Here is an 18,471-nt window from a genome sequence, read left to right on the forward strand (position 1 = left end):
GGTTTTTATTAATCACCTTAACTGTAGATCATGGCCATCAACTCTGCCATGCAGCCGCAGCGAACAGTGTTTGAGCCGCAACCACACACGCAGTACACTGGTTGTTCGAGTTGATGGATCTGAATGGAAGACACACGAATGCAATTCAAAGGCACCGAACGCTACGTCGCAACAAACGAACTGCAGATAGCGGTGAATGCCGCCCTTACACTACAGCGGCCACTGCTGATCAAGGGTGAGCCGGGCACAGGTAAAACCCTGCTGGCTGAAGAAGTGGCAGCGGCGCTGGATATGCCGCTCTACACCTGGCATGTTAAATCCACCACCAAGGCACAGCAGGGGCTGTACGAATACGATGCGGTGTCACGTCTGCGTGATTCACAGCTGGGCCATGACAAGGTGCACGACATCAGCAACTACATAGTCCCCGGTAAACTCTGGGAGGCCTTTACCTGCGATCAGCCTGCCGTGTTACTGATTGATGAAGTGGACAAGGCCGACATTGAATTCCCCAATGACCTGCTGCTGGAACTCGATCGCATGGAGTTCTATGTCTATGAAACCCAGCAGCAGATCAAAGCGACTCACCGTCCGTTGGTGATCATCACCTCGAATAATGAAAAAGAGCTGCCGGATGCATTTCTGCGGCGCTGCTTTTTTCACTATATCCGCTTTCCTGACCAGGACACCATGCGCCAGATTATCGAGGTGCACTTCCCTTCCATTCAGAAACAGCTGGTAGAGAAAGCCCTGGAAGTCTTTTATGACCTGCGGGATATTAGCGGATTAAAGAAAAAACCCAGCACCTCCGAACTGGTTGACTGGCTCAAGCTACTCATGGCCGACAACCTGGCACGTGAGGTCTTGCTGGAACAGGATAGCGCATCAGCGGTTCCGCCGCTTTGCGGAGCCTTGATCAAAAACGAACAGGATGCCGGACTGCTAGAGCGCCTGGCCTTTATGATTCGGCGCCAGCAGCGCTGATCAGCCTAAGGAAACACCATGCTGATCGATTTTTTTCAAGCGGTACGCACTGCAAAAATTCCGGTAACACCCCGGGAGCTGCTGGACCTGATTCGTGCCCTGGAGGCCGATCTGGCCTTTGCCGATCTGGATGGTTTTTATCTGCTGGCACGCACCTGCCTGGTCAAGGATGAAAAGTACTATGATCGCTTTGATCTGGCCTTCTCCAGTTACTTCAAGGGCATCGGCGAGTTAGAGACCACAGTGGAACAACTGATCCCGGATGACTGGCTGCGTCAGACCTTCGAGCGCTACCTGAGCGAAGCCGACAAGGCTGAGCTGCAAAGCCTTGGCAGCCTGGACAAACTGTTGGAGACCCTGAAACAGCGTCTGGAAGAACAGCAGGGACGGCATGCTGGTGGTAATAAATGGGTCGGCACCGGCGGCACCTCCCCTTTCGGTCATGGGGGGTACAACCCTGAAGGCATTCGCATCGGGGGTAAATCGACCCACCGTCGTGGAGTTAAGGTCTGGGAAAAGCGTGAGTTTCGCAATCTGGATGACCAGCAGAATCTGGAAAACCGCAATATTCAGGTGGCACTGAAGCGTCTGCGCAAATTTGCCCGCACCGGGGCTGAAGAAGAGCTGGACCTTGAAAGCACCATTCACGCCACCGCCAGAAATGCCGGGCATCTGGATCTGAAAATGGTGCGGCAAAAGCACAATGCGGTGAAAGTCCTGCTGTTTCTCGATATCGGTGGCTCCATGGATGACCATATCACCATGATTGAAGCGCTGTTCAGTGCCTGTCGTAGCGAGTTTAAACACCTGGAACACTTCTATTTCCATAACTGCCTGTACGAATCCGTATGGAAAGATAACCGGCGACGCTTCAATGAACGCACAGCGACGCAGGATCTGCTGCATAAATACGCTCAGGACTACAAGGTGATTTTCGTTGGTGATGCCTCCATGTCACCTTATGAGATCGCTGTCCCTGGCGGCAGTGTTGAACATATGAACGCCGAAGCGGGAAAAACCTGGATGCAGCGCGTCACTGACACCTGGCCTGGTCTGATCTGGCTCAACCCCGTGCCCCAAGATTACTGGCCCTACACCCAGTCGATTGGCATGATGCAGCAACTGGTGCAACAGCGCATGTTTCCGATGACGCTGGAAGGCCTTGATGCGGCCATGAGACATCTAAGTAAAACATGATCCTGGGCAACCAGGTATGTAATCAGAGTTGCAGTTAAGCGGCAAGCATTCTAGAGTTAGGTCTTTGATAAACCTTAGGGAAGCGGTTGAGCTATGTATGATACATGGTTGGTCATGGCAGTGGTGTTCTTTCTATTAATGCTCTCCAGCATAGTGTTGAGTTGGACTAACTTCTTCACCCTGAAAAAACTCCAGCGAACGTTAGCTGAACTGCAGCACCAGCGTCCACCTGAACATACCAGCCACGTTCAACAACCGGCTAGACCACAGACCAGCCAGACTGACACACAAGCGGATCTAGCCACTCAGCTTAGTGCCAAGATGGCGGCAAGCCAGATCGCCACCCCTGAACCCCCTGCGACAGCTACTGAACCGGATGCTGACTTCGATACAGCCGCCCCTGAAACCAGATCCGTAGAATCCGTAGAGTCTGAAACACCAACAACAGATCCTTGGGGCGCTAGCCCTGCAAATCCCAAGCCACAAACACAGGTTAAACCGGCAGAAGACGCAACCCCGGCAGGTCAGTCTTCGCTCAAAGCCAACTGGATGGTCTGGCTGGGCGGGTTATGCGTCGGCTTATCCGGCATTTTCCTTGCCCGTTATTCAATGGAGCAAGGCTTGCTGGGGCCACAAGCAAGGATTCTGCTCGGCATTCTGCTGGGGCTGGGATTACTGGTTGCCGCCGAATGGTTCAGACGTAAAACCAACACCGCTTATACCGCTGTTGCCGCACTGGCAGGGGGAGCCAGCATAGTGCTCTACAGCGTCATTCTATCGGCACTGCACCTTTATCAACTCTGGCCACCGATGCTGGTATTTGCCCTGCTGGCTTTGGTCTCTCTGGGCAGTATGCTACTGGCTGTGTGGCATGGTCCGGTGCTGGCGCTGATCGGCATCACCGGTGCCTATCTGGTTCCCCTGATGCTGGGCGGCAGTGGCAGTGATCTGTTACCTGTGCTGATCTATGTGTTGATTATTACCGGATCGTCACTGTTTCTACAGCGCTATGTACAGAGAAGCTGGCTATTTGTACTCACACTGGCAGGTACACTGAGCTGGTGGTGGCTACTGCAACTCAGTGGCCGCTCACTGGAATGGACGGGGCTCTATCTGACCTTGAGTGCCTATCTGTTTCTTAGTATTCCTACGCTCAACTTCCGCCTGATGCAGCCCACTGCGGATCAACCCCGACGCCGTTCAATCAAAGCCTTCTTGCGTTTTGATAGCGCCTCACAGCAACACCTGTTCATCGGCTTAGTATTGATCACCCTGGCACAAGCGATCAATATTGCCCTGCGCCCTGATTGGCATTCGGCGCTGTGGTACTGGACACCGCTGCTGCTGTTACTGCTGTTCGCCAGCCGCTTCAACGAAAGCCTGAAGCTCCTGCCTTGGAGCAGTGCCCTACTGCTATTCTCCAGCCTGGTTATCGCCCACTTGCATACCGACTGGCAATTCGGGTTGGTCTTCAGGCCGCTGCTGCCACAACAACAACTGCAATTATTGCAGCTACTGTTACTCTGGACACTGGCCTATGGTGCACAGGCCTTCTGGCAACTGCGCAGCCACTGCCGTTACCCGGCACTGGTGCTATCCTTAGGGGTACTCACGCCGCTGATTGCGCTGGCACTGGCCTGGCAACTAGCCGGTAACCTGCTACAAGACTGGTTCTGGAGCGCCGCATCACTCTTGTGTGGCCTTGCCTATATTGGCCGCGCACAGTTGCGGGCAAAACAGGATCGCAGCCGCAGCTGGCTGATCTTTGCCGGTCATCTGGGTTATTCCCTCGCGGCGGTAATACTGCTGGAACCAGCCACCCTGACGCTGGCACTGGCGGCGCAGGTAGTTTCGCTGGCCTGGCTGCACCAGCAACATCCCGATCCGTTGCTCAGTGGCGTAATGAAAGCCTTAATCATGTTGATACTGGCCCGTCTGACACTGCAACCCTGGGTGCTGCAGCAGTATGATACCTCTCTGCTCAGCTATGGCGGCTGCCTGGCACTGGTGCTGATTGCCAGCCGAATCAACCGTCAGGACATACTGTCACGCTGGCTTGAAGGTGCCAGCCTGCATCTGCTGGTACTTTTCCTGGCAATGCTGCTACGCTACTGGCTGCATGATGGCGCACTCTTTATACACCACTACAGCTTCACCGAAGCGACTTTCAACACCCTGATCTGGGGATCGATCGGACTGGTGTATTATTACCGCAGTGCGCTGGCTGAGAATACTCACGCACTCTGTCTGTTCGCTTCGCGCCTGCTGCTGTTAGCCGCCGTACTCAACTACCTGGTACTCCTCACTTCGCTCAACCCAGCGTTCAACCCACGAATCGATTTGAGCAGCACACCTATATTTAACGGTCTGCTGCTAGCCTATGGCGCTCCAATACTGATCTTTGTACTGGCAGCTCGCTGGTATCTACAGGAATACCGCACCGGCTTTTGGGGGCTCGCTGGTATCGGCAGCTGGATTTTTATCACCCTGGAGGTCCGTCATCTCTGGCAAGGCAGCTTGTCTACTGATCTACCGATGCAAAGTGGCGAGCTTTACAGCTATTCACTGGTCTGGTTACTCATGGCGGCCAGCGCCATTCTGATAGGCTCACTACGCCAATGGATGCACCTGTATCAGGCAGGCATGCTGCTGTTACTGATCACTATCGCCAAAATTTTCCTGATCGACATGTCCGACCTAATTGGCCTGCTGCGCGTTGCCTCGTTCATGGGACTGGGACTGTGCTTACTGGGATTGGCGTTTGTACATCAGTGGATGAGTCTCCGCCGATCGGCTGTCAGCGAGCTTTCGGAAGCATCCACACCGACAAACCGGTAAAAATAAACCACCGCAGATTGCGCAAGTTCTGACAAGAACACAGCAAGATCTGACAGCTATTTTCTGGCTGATTGATGTAGATTATTGGAGTCAATGCCGAGGATGAAAACCCGTTACTGAACAACGAAGATGCATAGACTCAATGGTCTTCGGGTTAGCCAGTAGGAGATAGATCATGACCAGCTTGGAGTCTTCACACGAGGCTAATCATCAATTCGTTATCCAGACCCTGGTACTATTACTGGGCGTAAGCGTGGTTGGCTCTAATGCTTTTCTAATGAGCCCGGTGATGCATGACATCAGCTCCAGCCTAAGCTCAAGCGTTGGTCAAACTGCACGGGCTGTAGCTGCATATGGAGGTGCACTGGCCTTAACCGGACTATTTCTTACTGGGTATGTGCAAAGATTTGGGTATAAGACAGCTCTCATGGTATCTGGAGCGGTGCTAACCCTAGGCATTTTATCTACAGGCCTGGCGGTGAGCTGGCAAATGCTATTAGCGAGTCAGGCCGTAGCTGGTTTAGCTGCGGGAATAATGCTACCGACGCTCTACTCTATGACAGCGGTAGTCGCACCTAAAGGAAAAGAGTCTGCCACCTTAGGAAAGGTCATAACGGGTTGGTCTTTAGCCATGGTCGCGGGGGTGCCATTGAGTGCATTCATCGCCGACTTGCTATCATGGCGCTATGCTTATTTCTTAGTTGGTGGATTGAGTCTGGCCGCCACCCTGGGTTTTTTGTGGTTACCCAACGCTGAGACTGGCAACAGAACAGAACCAACGTCATTACGCTCTGCACTCAAGATACCCGCCTCCCTACCGACCTATCTGATCTGTTTCCTTTACATGGTCAGCTTCTATGGCGTTTTCACCTTTTTGGGAAGCCATGTTCAATTGACGTTACATTACTCCACCTCTTTTTCCGGCCTAACAGTGCTGGCTTATGGCATAGGCTTCGGAGTGGCAGGACTGACTGGGAAGCGACTGGATGAACACACGCCGCAAAAACTCATTAAACCCACCCTTTTCAGCCTGGCACTGGTTTACCTGTCTTTTGTTGTTCTCGCAACGAACTACTGGTTGTTACTTGCCGGGTGCCTAATTTGGGGCTTTGCCAACCAACTCGGACTTAACTGCCTGGTATCAATTCTAACCCAGCTTGATCAAAACCAGAGAGTGCGGTTGATGGGAATCTACAGTGCCGTAGCCTATGGCGGCACTATGGTAGCCGGTATCACCTTCGGGCTGATGTATGATATTGGGTCTTTTAACACCTTATTAATTGCGGCATCCGCTTTGTGTCTCGCATCTTTTTTAATTAGCACGAGCGCATATAAACACTGATTTTTATTATTAATTCATGCTAATTGGGTTAACTGGCCAACTTGTGTTTGTGCTACATCCTATTTATGCTAATTTGCTATTAAGGCAGCAATTAAGGCTAGGCAATGGCTTCAACCAGCACGGAGTTAATACAGGGTTATGGCTATACACGCTATATTCCAGGCGAACTGCTTTTAAGCACCAGTGATTTGTGTCTGGATGGCTGTTTTATTGGTTGGCATACGCAATCTAATCAGCCTATTGAGAGTGATCGTCCCGCTACCACAGATCATCAGTTTGTATTATATGAATCTGCAGAAGAGCAGGGTCAATATCAGTATAACCAAGGCTTATGGAGAAAATACACCAAGCGAACCAATGATTGGTATATCGCACCCGCGAATGAAAACAGTATCAACTGGCGCTCAGTTACTACACACACTACTAAGACTCCATCGATTTTTCGAATCCATATCACTCCGAAAAAGTTGCAATCTAAAGCTCTGGAAGTTTTTTCTATTAACACTTCATCCATAGCATTAGATCATAGAATGAATATTCAGGATTCATTTATGGCTGGTTTAGCCGGTGAACTTAAGAGTGAATTAAAAAATCCCTGTAATTCATCGCACTTGTATATAGAGCAATTAATCGAAACCTTCTCTGCATACATTCTAAAACGTTATTGTAAATTCAATACTGAAGCTATAAATCGATTGCCGATGTTGAGCTTGAAACGCAAGCACGACCTGATTGACTATATACATGATAATATTGGTAACGAACTTGCACTGGCAGAGCTGGCTGGTTTGGCCTGCTTGAGCAAGTATCATTTCGCCAGGGCATTCAAGGAGACCTTCCGAACCACGCCTCATAGCTATGTATTGAAATGCAGGATAGAACAGGCCTCCAGTCTTCTGAAAAACACTGATCTTCCTATCTCCATCATTGCTGAGCAGTGTGGATTTAGCAGTGCATCCCGATTTTCAAAGGTGTTTTCTAACCTGCAAGGGATAAGCCCAAATCAATATCGGCTAAAGGATTAACGCTGACTACGATAAATTTTTTCGGCATTCATACGGCTGCCCCAAGGTAGTCCAGAATTCTGCCAGCCATTAACGACACGCATACCCGATTGAGGACCTTCTTTTGCCGAGCCTCCCTGAAAACCATTGATCACAAAGCCTGCATTGCTAAAGCCTTGCTCTTGCAAATAACGGGCACTGGGCTCGCCACGCTCACTGCCTGAACGGCACATAGTGATCACCTGCGCCGTTTTATCCAACCCGCGTGCTTCCAGCAGGGCTTCAACTTCAGCGGCAAAATTTGGGTTCACTGACATGCGAAAACGGTTGTTCTCCTCATCCCAGTCATAGCGATCAACCTGCATAAACGGAATATTGGCATCCACAACATCGGTTGAGCCAATAAACATCACCTCTACGGGATCGCGGACATCAATAAACAGCATCTGATCGCCTTGCTCCTGCTTCAGGGCATAGGTTTCTTCCGGGGTTAATCCCATCGCCCAGACCGGCGAAGCCAGCAGGCAAGAGAGAACAGCAGCCAAAATCAATTTACGCACAATACATTCCTCATCTTTAAATTAGATTAAGTTAATATTATGGCAGTTATCACTCGACCGCAATCTATCCTTGGTCGTACAGTGGCAACGTCTGGATTTAAATCAGGCTTGCTGACTTAAAAGCGCCGAATAGCCTGCGCGATAATCCGGATAGTGCCAGACAAAACCACTGGCTTTAAGGCGTTGATGACAGATCCGCTTGCTATCGCGGTGAATCGGGACAGTCGACCTTGCCTCCACGCCCAGTTGCTGCTGCAACCAACTGAGCACTTCATGCAAGCTGGCGGGACAGGTATCGGTTAGATTATAGGCTGAGGCAAGCGCCTTGCCTTGCTGGCGACAATTGATCAGATGCATGACCGCACGCGCGGCATCGTCTATATGGATACGATTGGTGTAGATCGGTGGCTCTGACGGGGGCAGTACACCCTGGCGGGCCTGTTGCTGCAGGTAGTAACGTCCAGGGCCATACAAGCCGGAGGGTCGTAACAGCGTGACTGGCTGGGGTTGCGCCAACCAGAAATTTTCGGTTTCCACTAACACACTGGCTGTTTCACGTGTGGGGCAACGCTCAGCCTGCTCATCCACCCACTCCCCCCCAGACTGGCCGTAAACACCGGTTGAGGAAATCAACCAGACATGGGCATTGGGGGCTTGATCTCTAAGCGCCTTAGCCGCCTGCTGCGCTACCTCGAAGTAGGCTTGTTGATAGGCGGCTACACCCGAACCAGAGGGTGACAGACAGAGCACCACATCATCCGGTGGACAGGGCAGATCCGGCCAGGAATGTGCCGCATCATGCTGAATTAGCGTGACACCGGGTGGTGCATCAGCACCGCGACGCATGCCCTGCACCTGCAAGCCCTGCTGAACAGCCAGCTGGGCTATACGCCCACCCAGGTCACCCAAGCCAATCAACAACAGTGTTTTTTTCTGCATTCTGACTCTCTCGTGTTGCGCTAAAACGAAGCCATACCCGATTTATTCACAAGCATGATATTATTAAAGCGGTTAAATTCAGAGCGTTGGCTTCAAACAACCTACAGGAAAACAGTTATGATCCAAAAAACCTACCTGATGCTGCTGACACTGATACTGCTGCTAGGCAGCCTGACCTTGAGTGGCTGCAATACCGTTGAAGGGCTGGGCAAAGACATCCAGCGCGGTGGTGAAAAAATTGAACGTGTCGGGCGCAGTTGATCATCAAGGTGTTAGGCGTAGTTGTCCACTTTCTTCAATGTTGATCATCGGTAGCAGGCGTCCGGCATCCAGCCGGGCGCTGAAACCATAATCCAAAGTACTACGTTGGTTATTACTGAACAGGTCACCCAATAGCCGCGCGCTGCCAAACAGATCGGGACTGGCTTGTATGACGAAATCGGCCTGCCCATAAGCAGGGACTGTCGGAATATCCGGCGTGGCACCACTGAGAATTCGGTATCCCTCTATCTCTACCGCATAGGTCATGCCGCGAAAGGGTAACGCGGAGCGATTGGGATTAATGATCTGTATACCTATATCAAAGCGTGGCGCCATGCCAACCGTATTGGGCGCAAGTGTGAAGGAGGTGATATTGACCTGTGGTTTTTCGTAATGGCTTGATAAAGCGGCACAGCCACTCAAGAAAAGTACACACAACAATCCTAGCGGCAGCCAGATAGCTCTTGTCATCGTCAACTCCTTTCAAAAAACCAAAATTAGGCTCTATTTAAGCAGAGTCTGGATGAGTATCAGCTGAATGCTGGTGCCAATTAAGTCGCTTCAGCTTTGATTTAGAAGGAGCTGTCAGAGTCTTTTGACTCATCAGACCAAGATAAACGTTGTTTTATTTTACGTACCGCTTTAGGCACAGCAACCAGTCGAATCATATAGGCAATGACCAATCCGCCGATGATCGACAAAAACATCCCCATGCCTACACGAAACATTAACGCCGTAAAAAAAGCAGTCAGTATTGCGGTAAAAATCTCTTCAAGATGAGTTGGAATCCAGTGTTTATAGCGTTGTTCCATGGTGCTCCTCTTCAAACTTAGATAAAAGTGATTATCTAGGATAACAGACTGCACCGGCTATTGCTTAAACCCCAACCTCCGCCAGATTGCCCTTACTCTCCAACCAAATTTTGCGATCACCGGAGCGTTTTTTCGCCAGCAACATGTCCATTAACTCCAGGGTGCCATCAGTGATATCCAGCGTCAGTTGCACCAGTCGACGGGTATCCGGTGACATGGTAGTTTCACGTAATTGCAGCGGGTTCATTTCACCCAACCCCTTGAAGCGCTGCACGCCGATTTTGGCATTACGGCGCTCGGCCCGGATACGGTCGATGATCGCGTCACGTTCTTCTTCGTCCAGGGCGTAAAATACTTCTTTGGCCACATCAATACGGTAGAGGGGTGGCATAGCTACGTATACATGCCCCGCCTCAACCAGCGGGCGGAAATGCTGCACAAACAGTGCGCACAACAGTGTAGCGATATGCAGACCGTCGGAGTCGGCATCGGCAAGAATGCAGACTTTGTTATAGCGCAGTCCATCCAGTTTGTCTGAGCCAGGATCGACGCCGATGGCGACAGAGATGTCATGGATTTCCTGTGAAGCGAGTACTTCGGAGGAATCCACTTCCCAGGTATTCAGAATCTTACCGCGTAGCGGCATGATTGCCTGAAACTCACGGTTGCGTGCCTGCTTGGCTGAGCCGCCAGCGGAGTCCCCTTCGACCAGAAACAGTTCGGAGCGATCTGTATCGGCACCGGAACAGTCGGCCAGTTTGCCCGGCAGCGCAGGCCCTTGGGTGATTTTCTTACGCACTACCTTCTTGTTGCTGCGCATGCGTTTCTGGGCGTTATTGATTACCAGTTCAGCAATCTTCTCACCCTCTTCCACATGCTTATTCAGCCACAGCGAGAAGGCATCTTTCACCGCACCGGAGATAAAGGCAGCTATCCCACGGGAGGACAGACGCTCTTTGGTTTGCCCGGAAAACTGGGCATCACGCATTTTTGCTGAAAGGATGTAACAGCACTTGTCCCAGATATCATCAGGGGCCAATTTAACGCCACGCGGTAACAGATTGCGGATCTCACAGAACTCGCGCATCGCTTCCAGCAGGCCGGTACGCAAGCCATTGACATGAGTGCCGCCCTGAGCAGTCGGAATCAGGTTCACATAGCTTTCAGCGGTGATTTCGCCACCATCCACCAGCCATTGCAACGCCCAGTCTACGGCGTCTTCCTGACCGGTTAAACTGCCGGTAAACGGCTCTTCCGGCAGGGTATCCCACACCTGGGTGGTACCTTTAAGATAGGACTCCAAACCGGCTTCATAGAGCCAGACTTCCTGCTCTTTCTTGCCGCTGCTCATATCGGTGAAGCTGACTTTCAAGCCTGGGCAGAGTACAGCTTTGGCACGCAGGTTGTGTTTCAGCCGGGTTAAACTGAACTTTGGGCTATCAAAGTATTTCGGATCCGGGGTGAAGCGTACGGTTGTACCGGTATTGCGCTTGCCACAACTACCGATCACTTCCAGATCAGAGACTTTTTCACCATCGGCAAAGCCGATCCGGTGCACCTGGCCGTCACGACGTATCTCTACATGCAGCAGTTTCGACAGGGCGTTAACCACGGATACACCCACACCATGAAGACCACCGGAAAAACTGTAGTTATCGTTATTGAACTTCCCCCCGGCATGCAACCGGGTCAGAATCAGTTCAACCCCACTGACGCCCTCTTCAGGATGGATATCCACCGGCATGCCACGACCATCATCACTGACCGACAGTGAGCCGTCTTCATGTAAAATGACATCAATTTCTTTGGCATGGCCAGCCAAGGCCTCATCCACTGAGTTATCGATAACTTCCTGAGCCAGATGGTTGGGTCGATCGGTTTCAGTGTACATACCTGGTCGGCGTTTAACCGGATCAAGACCACTGAGAACTTCAATCGCATCGGCATTATATTGTTTGGTCATGCGTTTTCCTGTTTAACCTTCGACTACTTCAGGTAAAGAAATAAGGGGCGGTAACTCGACACGGCCCTGGGCAAAAGCCACTACAGCCGGTATGAGTCGATCAAATGCTTCAAAGCCGTGGCTGCCGCCTGGTTGCACATAGTGCACCGCGTGCTGGTATTTTTCCACTGCTTCACGGTAATCCAGTGTTTCATCCGCCGTTTGCACCAGCAACAGATAGCGTGACGGATCGCTTAGTTGCTCGACACGTAGTGCTTGCAATTGTTTCAGGTGCTCTCGGGTCAAATGGTAGCGTTCATGGGTATAGATATTTTCGTTTTCGCCCAGCCAGTCTGCCAGCAGGCGATCAGGGTTCACCGCCGGATTCACCAACACGCTGCGCAAGCGCGGCTGTTGCTCAGTCAGCCAGGTGCTATAGAATCCCCCCAGAGAACTGCCAATCAGGGTAATGTCACGATCCCAGGCCGCATCCATCAGCAAGCCTAGTTGGCGAACGGCCTCAGCGGGCCAGTGTGACAGGTTAGGTACCAGCAGATCAGCGGGAGCATCAGGCGCTGACAGATACTGTTGCAGTTGTTGTGCTTTCCAGGACTCAGGCGAGCTGTTAAAGCCGTGTACATAAATCAGCAGTGGCTTGTGCTTGGCATTGGCTAAAGATACGGACCTCATGAAAACAGTACCTGCTCCTGTTCTTTTCCATAACGCAGGCACTGATTGAGCCACTCACTCAGATAGAGGTTCAACTGATGCTTTTCATCCGGCTGGTGCATATCCGGATTGGGGTAACCATAGACACCACTGAGTTGACGACGCCGGCGGGCACAGATCACCTCGGCCATACCGGCATCATGGTAAAGACGGATCACCAGTTCGGGGGCTTCAAGCCAGCGCGACCCACCTGGCTGTGACTGACGCATAATCACCGTACTGGTATAACGAAACACTTCATCAACTTGCAGGGTCACACGTACCTGCTGTGCATTGTGACACAGGTCGAATTCTCGGCACATCGCCTCATGCTGCGGTAACAGCTTTAGCAAACGAGCATAGTTTCCCTGACAAATCGCCATCTGACGGGTCAGGTCGGGTACGTATTTACGCTTCATCGTCTCTCTGCATTAACCCGACACCGCGTTCACGGATACTCGGGTAGTTAAGCTTAAGCCACTGGACCGCGATGATGATCGCACCATTGTTCAACTGACCGGCATCAAGCAGTTCAAATACGGCGGGGACAGGTAATCGTAGCACACGAATATCTTCACCTTCATCGGCCAGACCATGCAAACCTTCAGCTGCGCTGGCATCAACAAAACCATACAGCAGATGAATCCATTCATCCATACCACCAGGACTGGGTAGATATCCCATAATCGGGGTGATATGCTGTACCGCCAACCCGGCTTCTTCCAGGGTTTCCCGCTCGGCTACGGCTAGCGCTGTCTCATCAGCTTCAATCATACCGGCAACCAGTTCAAGTAACCAAGGGCCTCCCGGAGCGGCTAAGGCACCGGTACGAAACTGCTCTATCAACACCAGTTCTTCACGCAGGGGATCTAGCAGCAATACCGCTACGGCATTGCCCCGGCGAAAAATTTCCCGTGTCACGGTTTCCTGACCGCCCTCAAAACGTGCATGCATGAGTTGCAACTTATGCATTTTGAAAAAACCATTATAGACACAATGATCTTCGTTAACTGTTACGTCTTGGCGTGTAAACGCTGGCTGCCAATGCTTCATACTCCCTCCTGCTGTTCCAGTGCATTAAGCAGAAAATCTTCGGCAGATACCGGACGGCCAAACCAATAGCCCTGAAACCCAGTACAGTTAGCATCGAGTAAAAAGTCTCGTTGCGCCTGAGTTTCGACCCCTTCTGCCACAACCCAAAGTTTCAACTCGCTGGCCAGGCTGATAATGATACGCGTAATCGCCGCATCATTGGTATCAGAGGGCAAACCATCAATAAAACACCGATCGATCTTCAACTGATCCAAGGGTAACTGTTTGATATAGGCTAGAGAAGAGTAACCCGTACCAAAATCATCCAAGGCGAAACCTATACCCTGCTGCTTCAGAAAGCGCATACGCTCAATGGCAAAGTCTATATCATCAATCAACAGACTTTCTGTCAATTCCAGTTTAAGCCGTTGTGGATTAATTGCATACTGAGATACCAACGCCAATAACTGATCGACAAAATCTGCTTGTTTGAACTGGTGCGTACTGATATTCACTGACAGGGTAAGGTCTCGGGTCTGCTCTCGCTTAGCCCAATCTGACAATTGCTGGCAGGCGGCTTCCAGCACCCAATGCCCCAAGGGCAAAATCAGACCGGAGGCTTCAGCGGCCGGAATAAATTCAACCGGACCGACCAACCCGCGTAGAGGATGCTCCCAGCGAATCAGTGCCTCTGCACCAATCAATTTTCCCACCGCATCGACTTGAGGCTGGTAGTAAAGCACGAGCTGCGCTTGCTCAATAGCCACACGCAACTCAGACTCCATCTGAGCCCTTGCCGAAATAGCTTCCTGCATGGCCGGATCATAGAAATACAGGCGATTACGTCCCGCTTCCTTAGCTTTATACATCGCCAGATCGGCCTGTTTAAGCAAATCATCCGCCGCCACACTACCGTTAATCAGCGTGATACCAATACTCGGTGTGCTGTAATGAGACTGGCCTTCAAAGCGGTATTCCTGGCGCAGCGTATCGAGTATTTTATCGGCCACTTTACGCGCAATAGCGCCCGCTTCAGACTCATCAACACTCAGGCATCCCAGCATCACCACGAACTCATCGCCACCGAAACGGGCCACAGTATCCTCTTCACGGACGCAAAAACTCACCCGGTGAGCAACCTGCTGCAACAACTGATCCCCGGTATCATGGCCAAGCGTATCATTGAGGGTCTTGAAGTTATCCAGATCAATAAACAACAAGGCACCATAATCACGATTGCGCTCATTGCGTCGCTGCTGCAGCTCTAACCGGTCAATTAGCAGACGTCGGTTTGCCAGCCCCGTCAGGGCATCATAAAAAGCCAGATGGCGGATTTTATCTTCCATCGCTTTACGTTCGGTAATATCGGTAGAAATACCACACAGGCCATAGACCTGACCGGTATCACTTCGCAGCGGCAATTTCACCGTCATAAAGACATGGTTGTTACCATTAACGCGCAGAGTACGCACCTCTTCGGTTGCCACCCGCTGTGCATGCTGAATGACTCTGATATCATCTTCAGCCGTCTGCGCTGCAGAATCTGCATCAAAAAAAGCCGTATCTGACTGGCCCAATATCTGTTCAACCGGCAAGCCCAATAACTGTTCCATATTTCGGTTTACATAGGAGTAACGATAGCCGGTATCCTTAATAAAAATATACGCCTCTACACTGTTCAATATAGTTGCCAAATTATTTTCACTGCGACTCAGTTCGGAGGCTTTATCTCTAAGCGCCTTGCGTTGAGCATCCAGCTCAGCATGATAAGCTTTAAACAGCCGAGACGACCAACGGGAAAATAACAGTGATCCCATCAATGCCACGATCAGCGAAAAGGCGATGGCTATCAGATAGGTTTGCCAGGAATGGGTTGCCAAGGACTCAAAAGCCTGCACTTCATCCTGCAGCATACCCTTGACTTCATCTTCAAAAATGGTCGCTATAAGTATCCAGTCCCAGTGCCCGGCCGGTTCAACCAGAGCCGTTTTCCAGGCCGAATTGCCGGTGTCTGGATCAGGCCAGAGATAGCGCATGAACCCACCGCCCTGTTCAGCAATCTCAAGCATCTGGCTGATTGCTTGCTGTTCCAGCTCAACATGCTGTTCGAATGCCTGCTGTTCCAGGTGTGCGCTGTCAATCGACAGCAACACCTTTCCAGTTGAGTTAATGATAGCCGTGTAGCCTGTCTCTCCAATACGACGGCCACGTATCTGCTGAAGTATTTGCTGTTGCTGCAAAAGCTCCCACTCATAGGTGTAATCGCCAGCACCGATTAGCCAATCATAGGGCTCGAAATGGCGCACATAAGCCAACTTATCAGCCATTGCATTGGGGTTATCCGGCCGGTACCAACGATAGGCAGAAAAGCCCTCGCCTACCGGTTGACGTGCCGCATCAATCAGCCCCTGCATAATGAAATGGCCGGTATCATCCTGATTATCCGGCAGCAACTGTCCTTCAAAATGCGGCGCTGTCGGCAAAAGTACAAACCGGCCAGTCATCTCGTCTACAAAGTAATAGCCACGGCCATTAAAGAAACGCATCGGCCGAAGTGCTTCTGTTATCAGCCGCTGCACTTCAGCTTCGGACTGCTCACCCTGTTGCTGCCGATAAAGTGCATCCGCCATCTCCCAGGCCATATTCACTACCTCTACCAAACGTTGACGCAACAAGGTTTCTGTTTGAGACTGGGTATAGGCAATGGATGACTTGACCGCTTGCATCTCTCGCCGCAAGCGCTCCTGCAACTGGCGAAATGACGACGTTTCTATGCGTTGAATGGAAGCATTATGCTCAGCAATTTTCTGCCAGGTAAAGAAGCCAGACAGGATGAGTGTCAGCAGTGTAACAATCAGCAGCGTGCCTACAAGATGCAGACGCGGCAAGGTACGGGATTTTTTTGACAGCTGCATACTTCACCAACCGACGCTAACAACAAAGCGCAGCATCATAAGCTTTTATGGCAATGCTGACCAGACGGGAGGTTTCAACCTCTCACACTTTCCTTAGACGGTCCTTGCGAGTACAGCTACAGCAGTGTTAAAGTTTCCAAAGCATAGGAAGTAAGTATGCTGCAGTGTTAACGAAATAAGATCAGACACACTGTAAACAAGGATCGGCTATAAGGACGCTATATGCCAAGGACTCACTTAATATTGGTCACCCGCAAATGGGGGAACTGGCCAATCTACAATCAACGTATTTTCTATTCATGATACCTCACCCCGACATGGGAAAATCAACTGTGGTTACTCTAATAGTAATTACCTGTTGAAAGAGGACAGCCATAGCGAATTGTTGAATGGGTTTAAAGTCTGAAATGGGTAACCGCATCAGCAAACCTAAGTCTTAGCAGATATCCGCCTTTGCCTCATTTATATAAAAATAAGTGTATAAAAGGAGTAATTCAGCTTAATGTTTCTGATTGGTTCGCATTACACTCGACTGATTTCTTTTAGTCTGTGGGTGATCATGATTCTAATCATAGCGGGTTGTTCGCTATCCACGAATTACTCTGGGCCTCCTATTGACTTAATCCTGGAGAATGTCAATTCAACAGATGAAACCGTCGTTTTGGAAGTCGAAGGAATGACCAAAGTCCAAGAGGATGATTCTTATGCAACGTGGAAAATCAACGCAACTGTTGTTAAATCTTTCAAAGGGAAACTTACCTCAGGAGAAAATATCGAATATTTTCGAACTGTAGAAACTGACCTTGAAACAATGCAACAAGGAAGCCGCCATCTTGTCAGTTTCGTTTGGAAAGGGAACCATCTTATCATTCCCGATGTAGGCTATCACTTTGAGTCTTCTCTACAATTGGAAAAACACCTTACAGCCGCTCTTCAGTCACCCTAACACTCAAGTTTTGAAGCTCACATGGCACCTTTATTTTCATAGCCAGACAACCAAACCATGGAGGATCTATATAAAAGATGACATAAATAGTAAAGCCCTATATGAGTTTATCAGGTCAAACAGCTGAAAAATTTCGTAACTGCTGAATTTCTTCAGGCCAGATGGCTGGCTCAATGGTTTCTAGTATCAAGGGCATGCGTTGAAAACGTGGATCCTGTAGCAGGTACTCGAATACCGGCCAGCCAATTTCGCCCTGCCCCAGTGAGTGGTGGCGATCAATACGACTTCCCAAGCCGCCCTTGGAGTCATTCAGATGCATTGCCTTCAAATAGGAAAACCCCACCAGTCGTTCAAACTCAGCAAAGGTTTGCTCACAGGCTTCAGGGGTGCGCAGATCATAACCAGCCGCAAAGATATGACAAGTATCGATGCAAACGCCGATCCGCGTTTTATCTGTGACCTGCTCTATGATTTCTGCCAGATGCTCGAAACGATTGCCCAAATTACTTCCCTGGCCAGCGGTTGCCTCTAGTACCGCCGTCACACCCTCAGTCTGATCCAAGGCCTGGTTGATTGATTCTGCTATCCGGGTCAGACATTCCGACTCACTGATTTCACGCAGGTGACTGCCGGGATGAAAATTCAACCAGACCAGCCCCAGCTGTTTACAGCGCTGTATTTCATCCACAAAAGCCGCCCGTGATTTAGCCAGCGCCTCGGCATCAGGGTGCCCGAGGTTAATCAGATAGCTATCATGCGGCAGCACCTGCTCTGGACTAAAACCATACTGAGCACAGCGCTGCTTAAAGGCGGAGATACTGGTTTCAGTTAAGGGTTTGGCGTCCCAGCGGCGCTGATTTTTGGTAAACAGAGCAAAGGCATTAGCCCCGATGGCCTGCGCATTCTCAGGTGCATTTTCAACACCCCCTGAGGCGCTGACATGCGCGCCGATCCAGTACTCACTCACAAAAATCTCCTGTCACCTGGATGT

At 50.6% G+C, this 18,471-nt stretch carries 17 protein-coding genes; 7 read left to right on the top strand and 10 right to left on the bottom strand.

Going from position 1 to position 18,471, the window contains the following annotated elements:
- Positions 1 to 138 precede the first annotated feature (138 nt).
- The 5 genes from ACN0R1_RS08970 to ACN0R1_RS08990 all read left to right on the top strand — a co-directional run bounded on the left by ACN0R1_RS08970 (position 139) and on the right by ACN0R1_RS08990 (position 7,386).
- Entirely contained in the window at positions 139 to 984 is an 846-nt protein-coding gene (locus ACN0R1_RS08970) for an AAA family ATPase (RefSeq protein ID WP_417582118.1), read from the top strand.
- Positions 985 to 1,002: 18 nt separating this feature from the next.
- The gene (locus tag ACN0R1_RS08975; RefSeq protein ID WP_417582012.1) at positions 1,003 to 2,181 is read left to right on the top strand and encodes a vWA domain-containing protein; all 1,179 of its coding nucleotides are present in this window, start codon (positions 1,003 to 1,005) and stop codon (positions 2,179 to 2,181) included.
- Positions 2,182 to 2,274: 93 nt separating this feature from the next.
- The gene (locus ACN0R1_RS08980; protein ID WP_417582014.1) at positions 2,275 to 5,019 is read left to right on the top strand and encodes a DUF2339 domain-containing protein; all 2,745 of its coding nucleotides are present in this window, start codon (positions 2,275 to 2,277) and stop codon (positions 5,017 to 5,019) included.
- A 175-nt stretch (positions 5,020 to 5,194) separates the two neighbouring features.
- Positions 5,195 to 6,361 (top strand): MFS transporter, encoded by a 1,167-nt coding sequence (locus ACN0R1_RS08985; protein WP_417582016.1) that lies wholly within the window; start codon positions 5,195 to 5,197, stop codon positions 6,359 to 6,361.
- A gap of 104 nt (positions 6,362 to 6,465) precedes the next feature.
- On the top strand, positions 6,466 to 7,386 hold the full coding sequence (locus tag ACN0R1_RS08990; protein ID WP_417582018.1) for a helix-turn-helix transcriptional regulator: 921 nt from the start codon (positions 6,466 to 6,468) through the stop codon (positions 7,384 to 7,386).
- Here the strand turns inward: ACN0R1_RS08990 and ACN0R1_RS08995 are convergent.
- Positions 7,383 to 7,925: a rhodanese-like domain-containing protein gene (locus ACN0R1_RS08995; protein ID WP_225307438.1), complete on the bottom strand. Its 543-nt coding sequence runs from the start codon at positions 7,923 to 7,925 to the stop codon at positions 7,383 to 7,385. The genes ACN0R1_RS08990 and ACN0R1_RS08995 overlap by 4 nt on opposite strands.
- Positions 7,926 to 8,027: 102 nt before the next feature.
- Positions 8,028 to 8,864 carry a hypothetical protein gene (locus ACN0R1_RS09000; protein WP_417582020.1) on the bottom strand — a complete coding sequence of 279 codons (837 nt, stop codon included), beginning with the start codon at positions 8,862 to 8,864 and terminating at the stop codon, positions 8,028 to 8,030.
- Positions 8,865 to 8,981: 117 nt separating this feature from the next.
- On the opposite strand from ACN0R1_RS09000, the gene ACN0R1_RS09005 reads away from it, so the two are divergent.
- Positions 8,982 to 9,125, top strand: coding sequence for an entericidin A/B family lipoprotein (locus ACN0R1_RS09005; protein WP_417582022.1), 144 nt, complete (start codon positions 8,982 to 8,984; stop codon positions 9,123 to 9,125).
- Between the two features lie 3 nt (positions 9,126 to 9,128).
- Here the strand turns inward: ACN0R1_RS09005 and ACN0R1_RS09010 are convergent, their stop codons facing one another.
- The 7 genes from ACN0R1_RS09010 to ACN0R1_RS09040 all read right to left on the bottom strand — a co-directional run bounded on the left by ACN0R1_RS09010 (position 9,129) and on the right by ACN0R1_RS09040 (position 16,534).
- Positions 9,129 to 9,596, bottom strand: coding sequence for an LEA type 2 family protein (locus ACN0R1_RS09010; protein ID WP_417582024.1), 468 nt, complete (start codon positions 9,594 to 9,596; stop codon positions 9,129 to 9,131).
- A gap of 101 nt (positions 9,597 to 9,697) precedes the next feature.
- On the bottom strand, positions 9,698 to 9,937 hold the full coding sequence (locus ACN0R1_RS09015; protein ID WP_417582026.1) for a hypothetical protein: 240 nt from the start codon (positions 9,935 to 9,937) through the stop codon (positions 9,698 to 9,700).
- Positions 9,938 to 10,001: 64 nt separating this feature from the next.
- A complete protein-coding gene (parE, locus tag ACN0R1_RS09020) occupies positions 10,002 to 11,900 on the bottom strand; it encodes a DNA topoisomerase IV subunit B (protein WP_417582028.1) in 1,899 nt (632 codons plus the stop codon).
- 12 nt (positions 11,901 to 11,912) lie between these two features.
- Entirely contained in the window at positions 11,913 to 12,569 is a 657-nt protein-coding gene (locus ACN0R1_RS09025; RefSeq protein WP_417582030.1) for a YqiA/YcfP family alpha/beta fold hydrolase, read from the bottom strand.
- Positions 12,566 to 13,006: a DUF1249 domain-containing protein gene (locus tag ACN0R1_RS09030; protein WP_417582032.1), complete on the bottom strand. Its 441-nt coding sequence runs from the start codon at positions 13,004 to 13,006 to the stop codon at positions 12,566 to 12,568. Before ACN0R1_RS09030 ends, ACN0R1_RS09025 begins: the two co-directional genes overlap by 4 nt.
- A complete protein-coding gene (locus tag ACN0R1_RS09035) occupies positions 12,996 to 13,640 on the bottom strand; it encodes an NUDIX domain-containing protein (RefSeq protein ID WP_417582034.1) in 645 nt (214 codons plus the stop codon). Before ACN0R1_RS09035 ends, ACN0R1_RS09030 begins: the two co-directional genes overlap by 11 nt.
- Positions 13,637 to 16,534 carry an EAL domain-containing protein gene (locus tag ACN0R1_RS09040; RefSeq protein WP_417582036.1) on the bottom strand — a complete coding sequence of 966 codons (2,898 nt, stop codon included), beginning with the start codon at positions 16,532 to 16,534 and terminating at the stop codon, positions 13,637 to 13,639. Before ACN0R1_RS09040 ends, ACN0R1_RS09035 begins: the two co-directional genes overlap by 4 nt.
- Before the next feature lie 502 nt (positions 16,535 to 17,036).
- Between ACN0R1_RS09040 and ACN0R1_RS09045 the strand changes: the two genes are divergently transcribed.
- Positions 17,037 to 17,480, top strand: a complete 444-nt coding sequence (locus ACN0R1_RS09045; protein WP_417582038.1) for a hypothetical protein — start codon at positions 17,037 to 17,039, stop codon at positions 17,478 to 17,480.
- Positions 17,481 to 17,595: 115 nt separating this feature from the next.
- On the opposite strand, the gene nfo is transcribed toward ACN0R1_RS09045, so the two are convergent.
- Positions 17,596 to 18,447, bottom strand: a complete 852-nt coding sequence (nfo, locus tag ACN0R1_RS09050; RefSeq protein ID WP_417582039.1) for a deoxyribonuclease IV — start codon at positions 18,445 to 18,447, stop codon at positions 17,596 to 17,598.
- Between the last annotated feature and the right edge of the window lie 24 nt (positions 18,448 to 18,471).

It is taken from the genome of Nitrincola sp. (assembly GCF_048264025.1).
GTDB lineage: Bacteria > Pseudomonadota > Gammaproteobacteria > Pseudomonadales > Balneatricaceae > Nitrincola.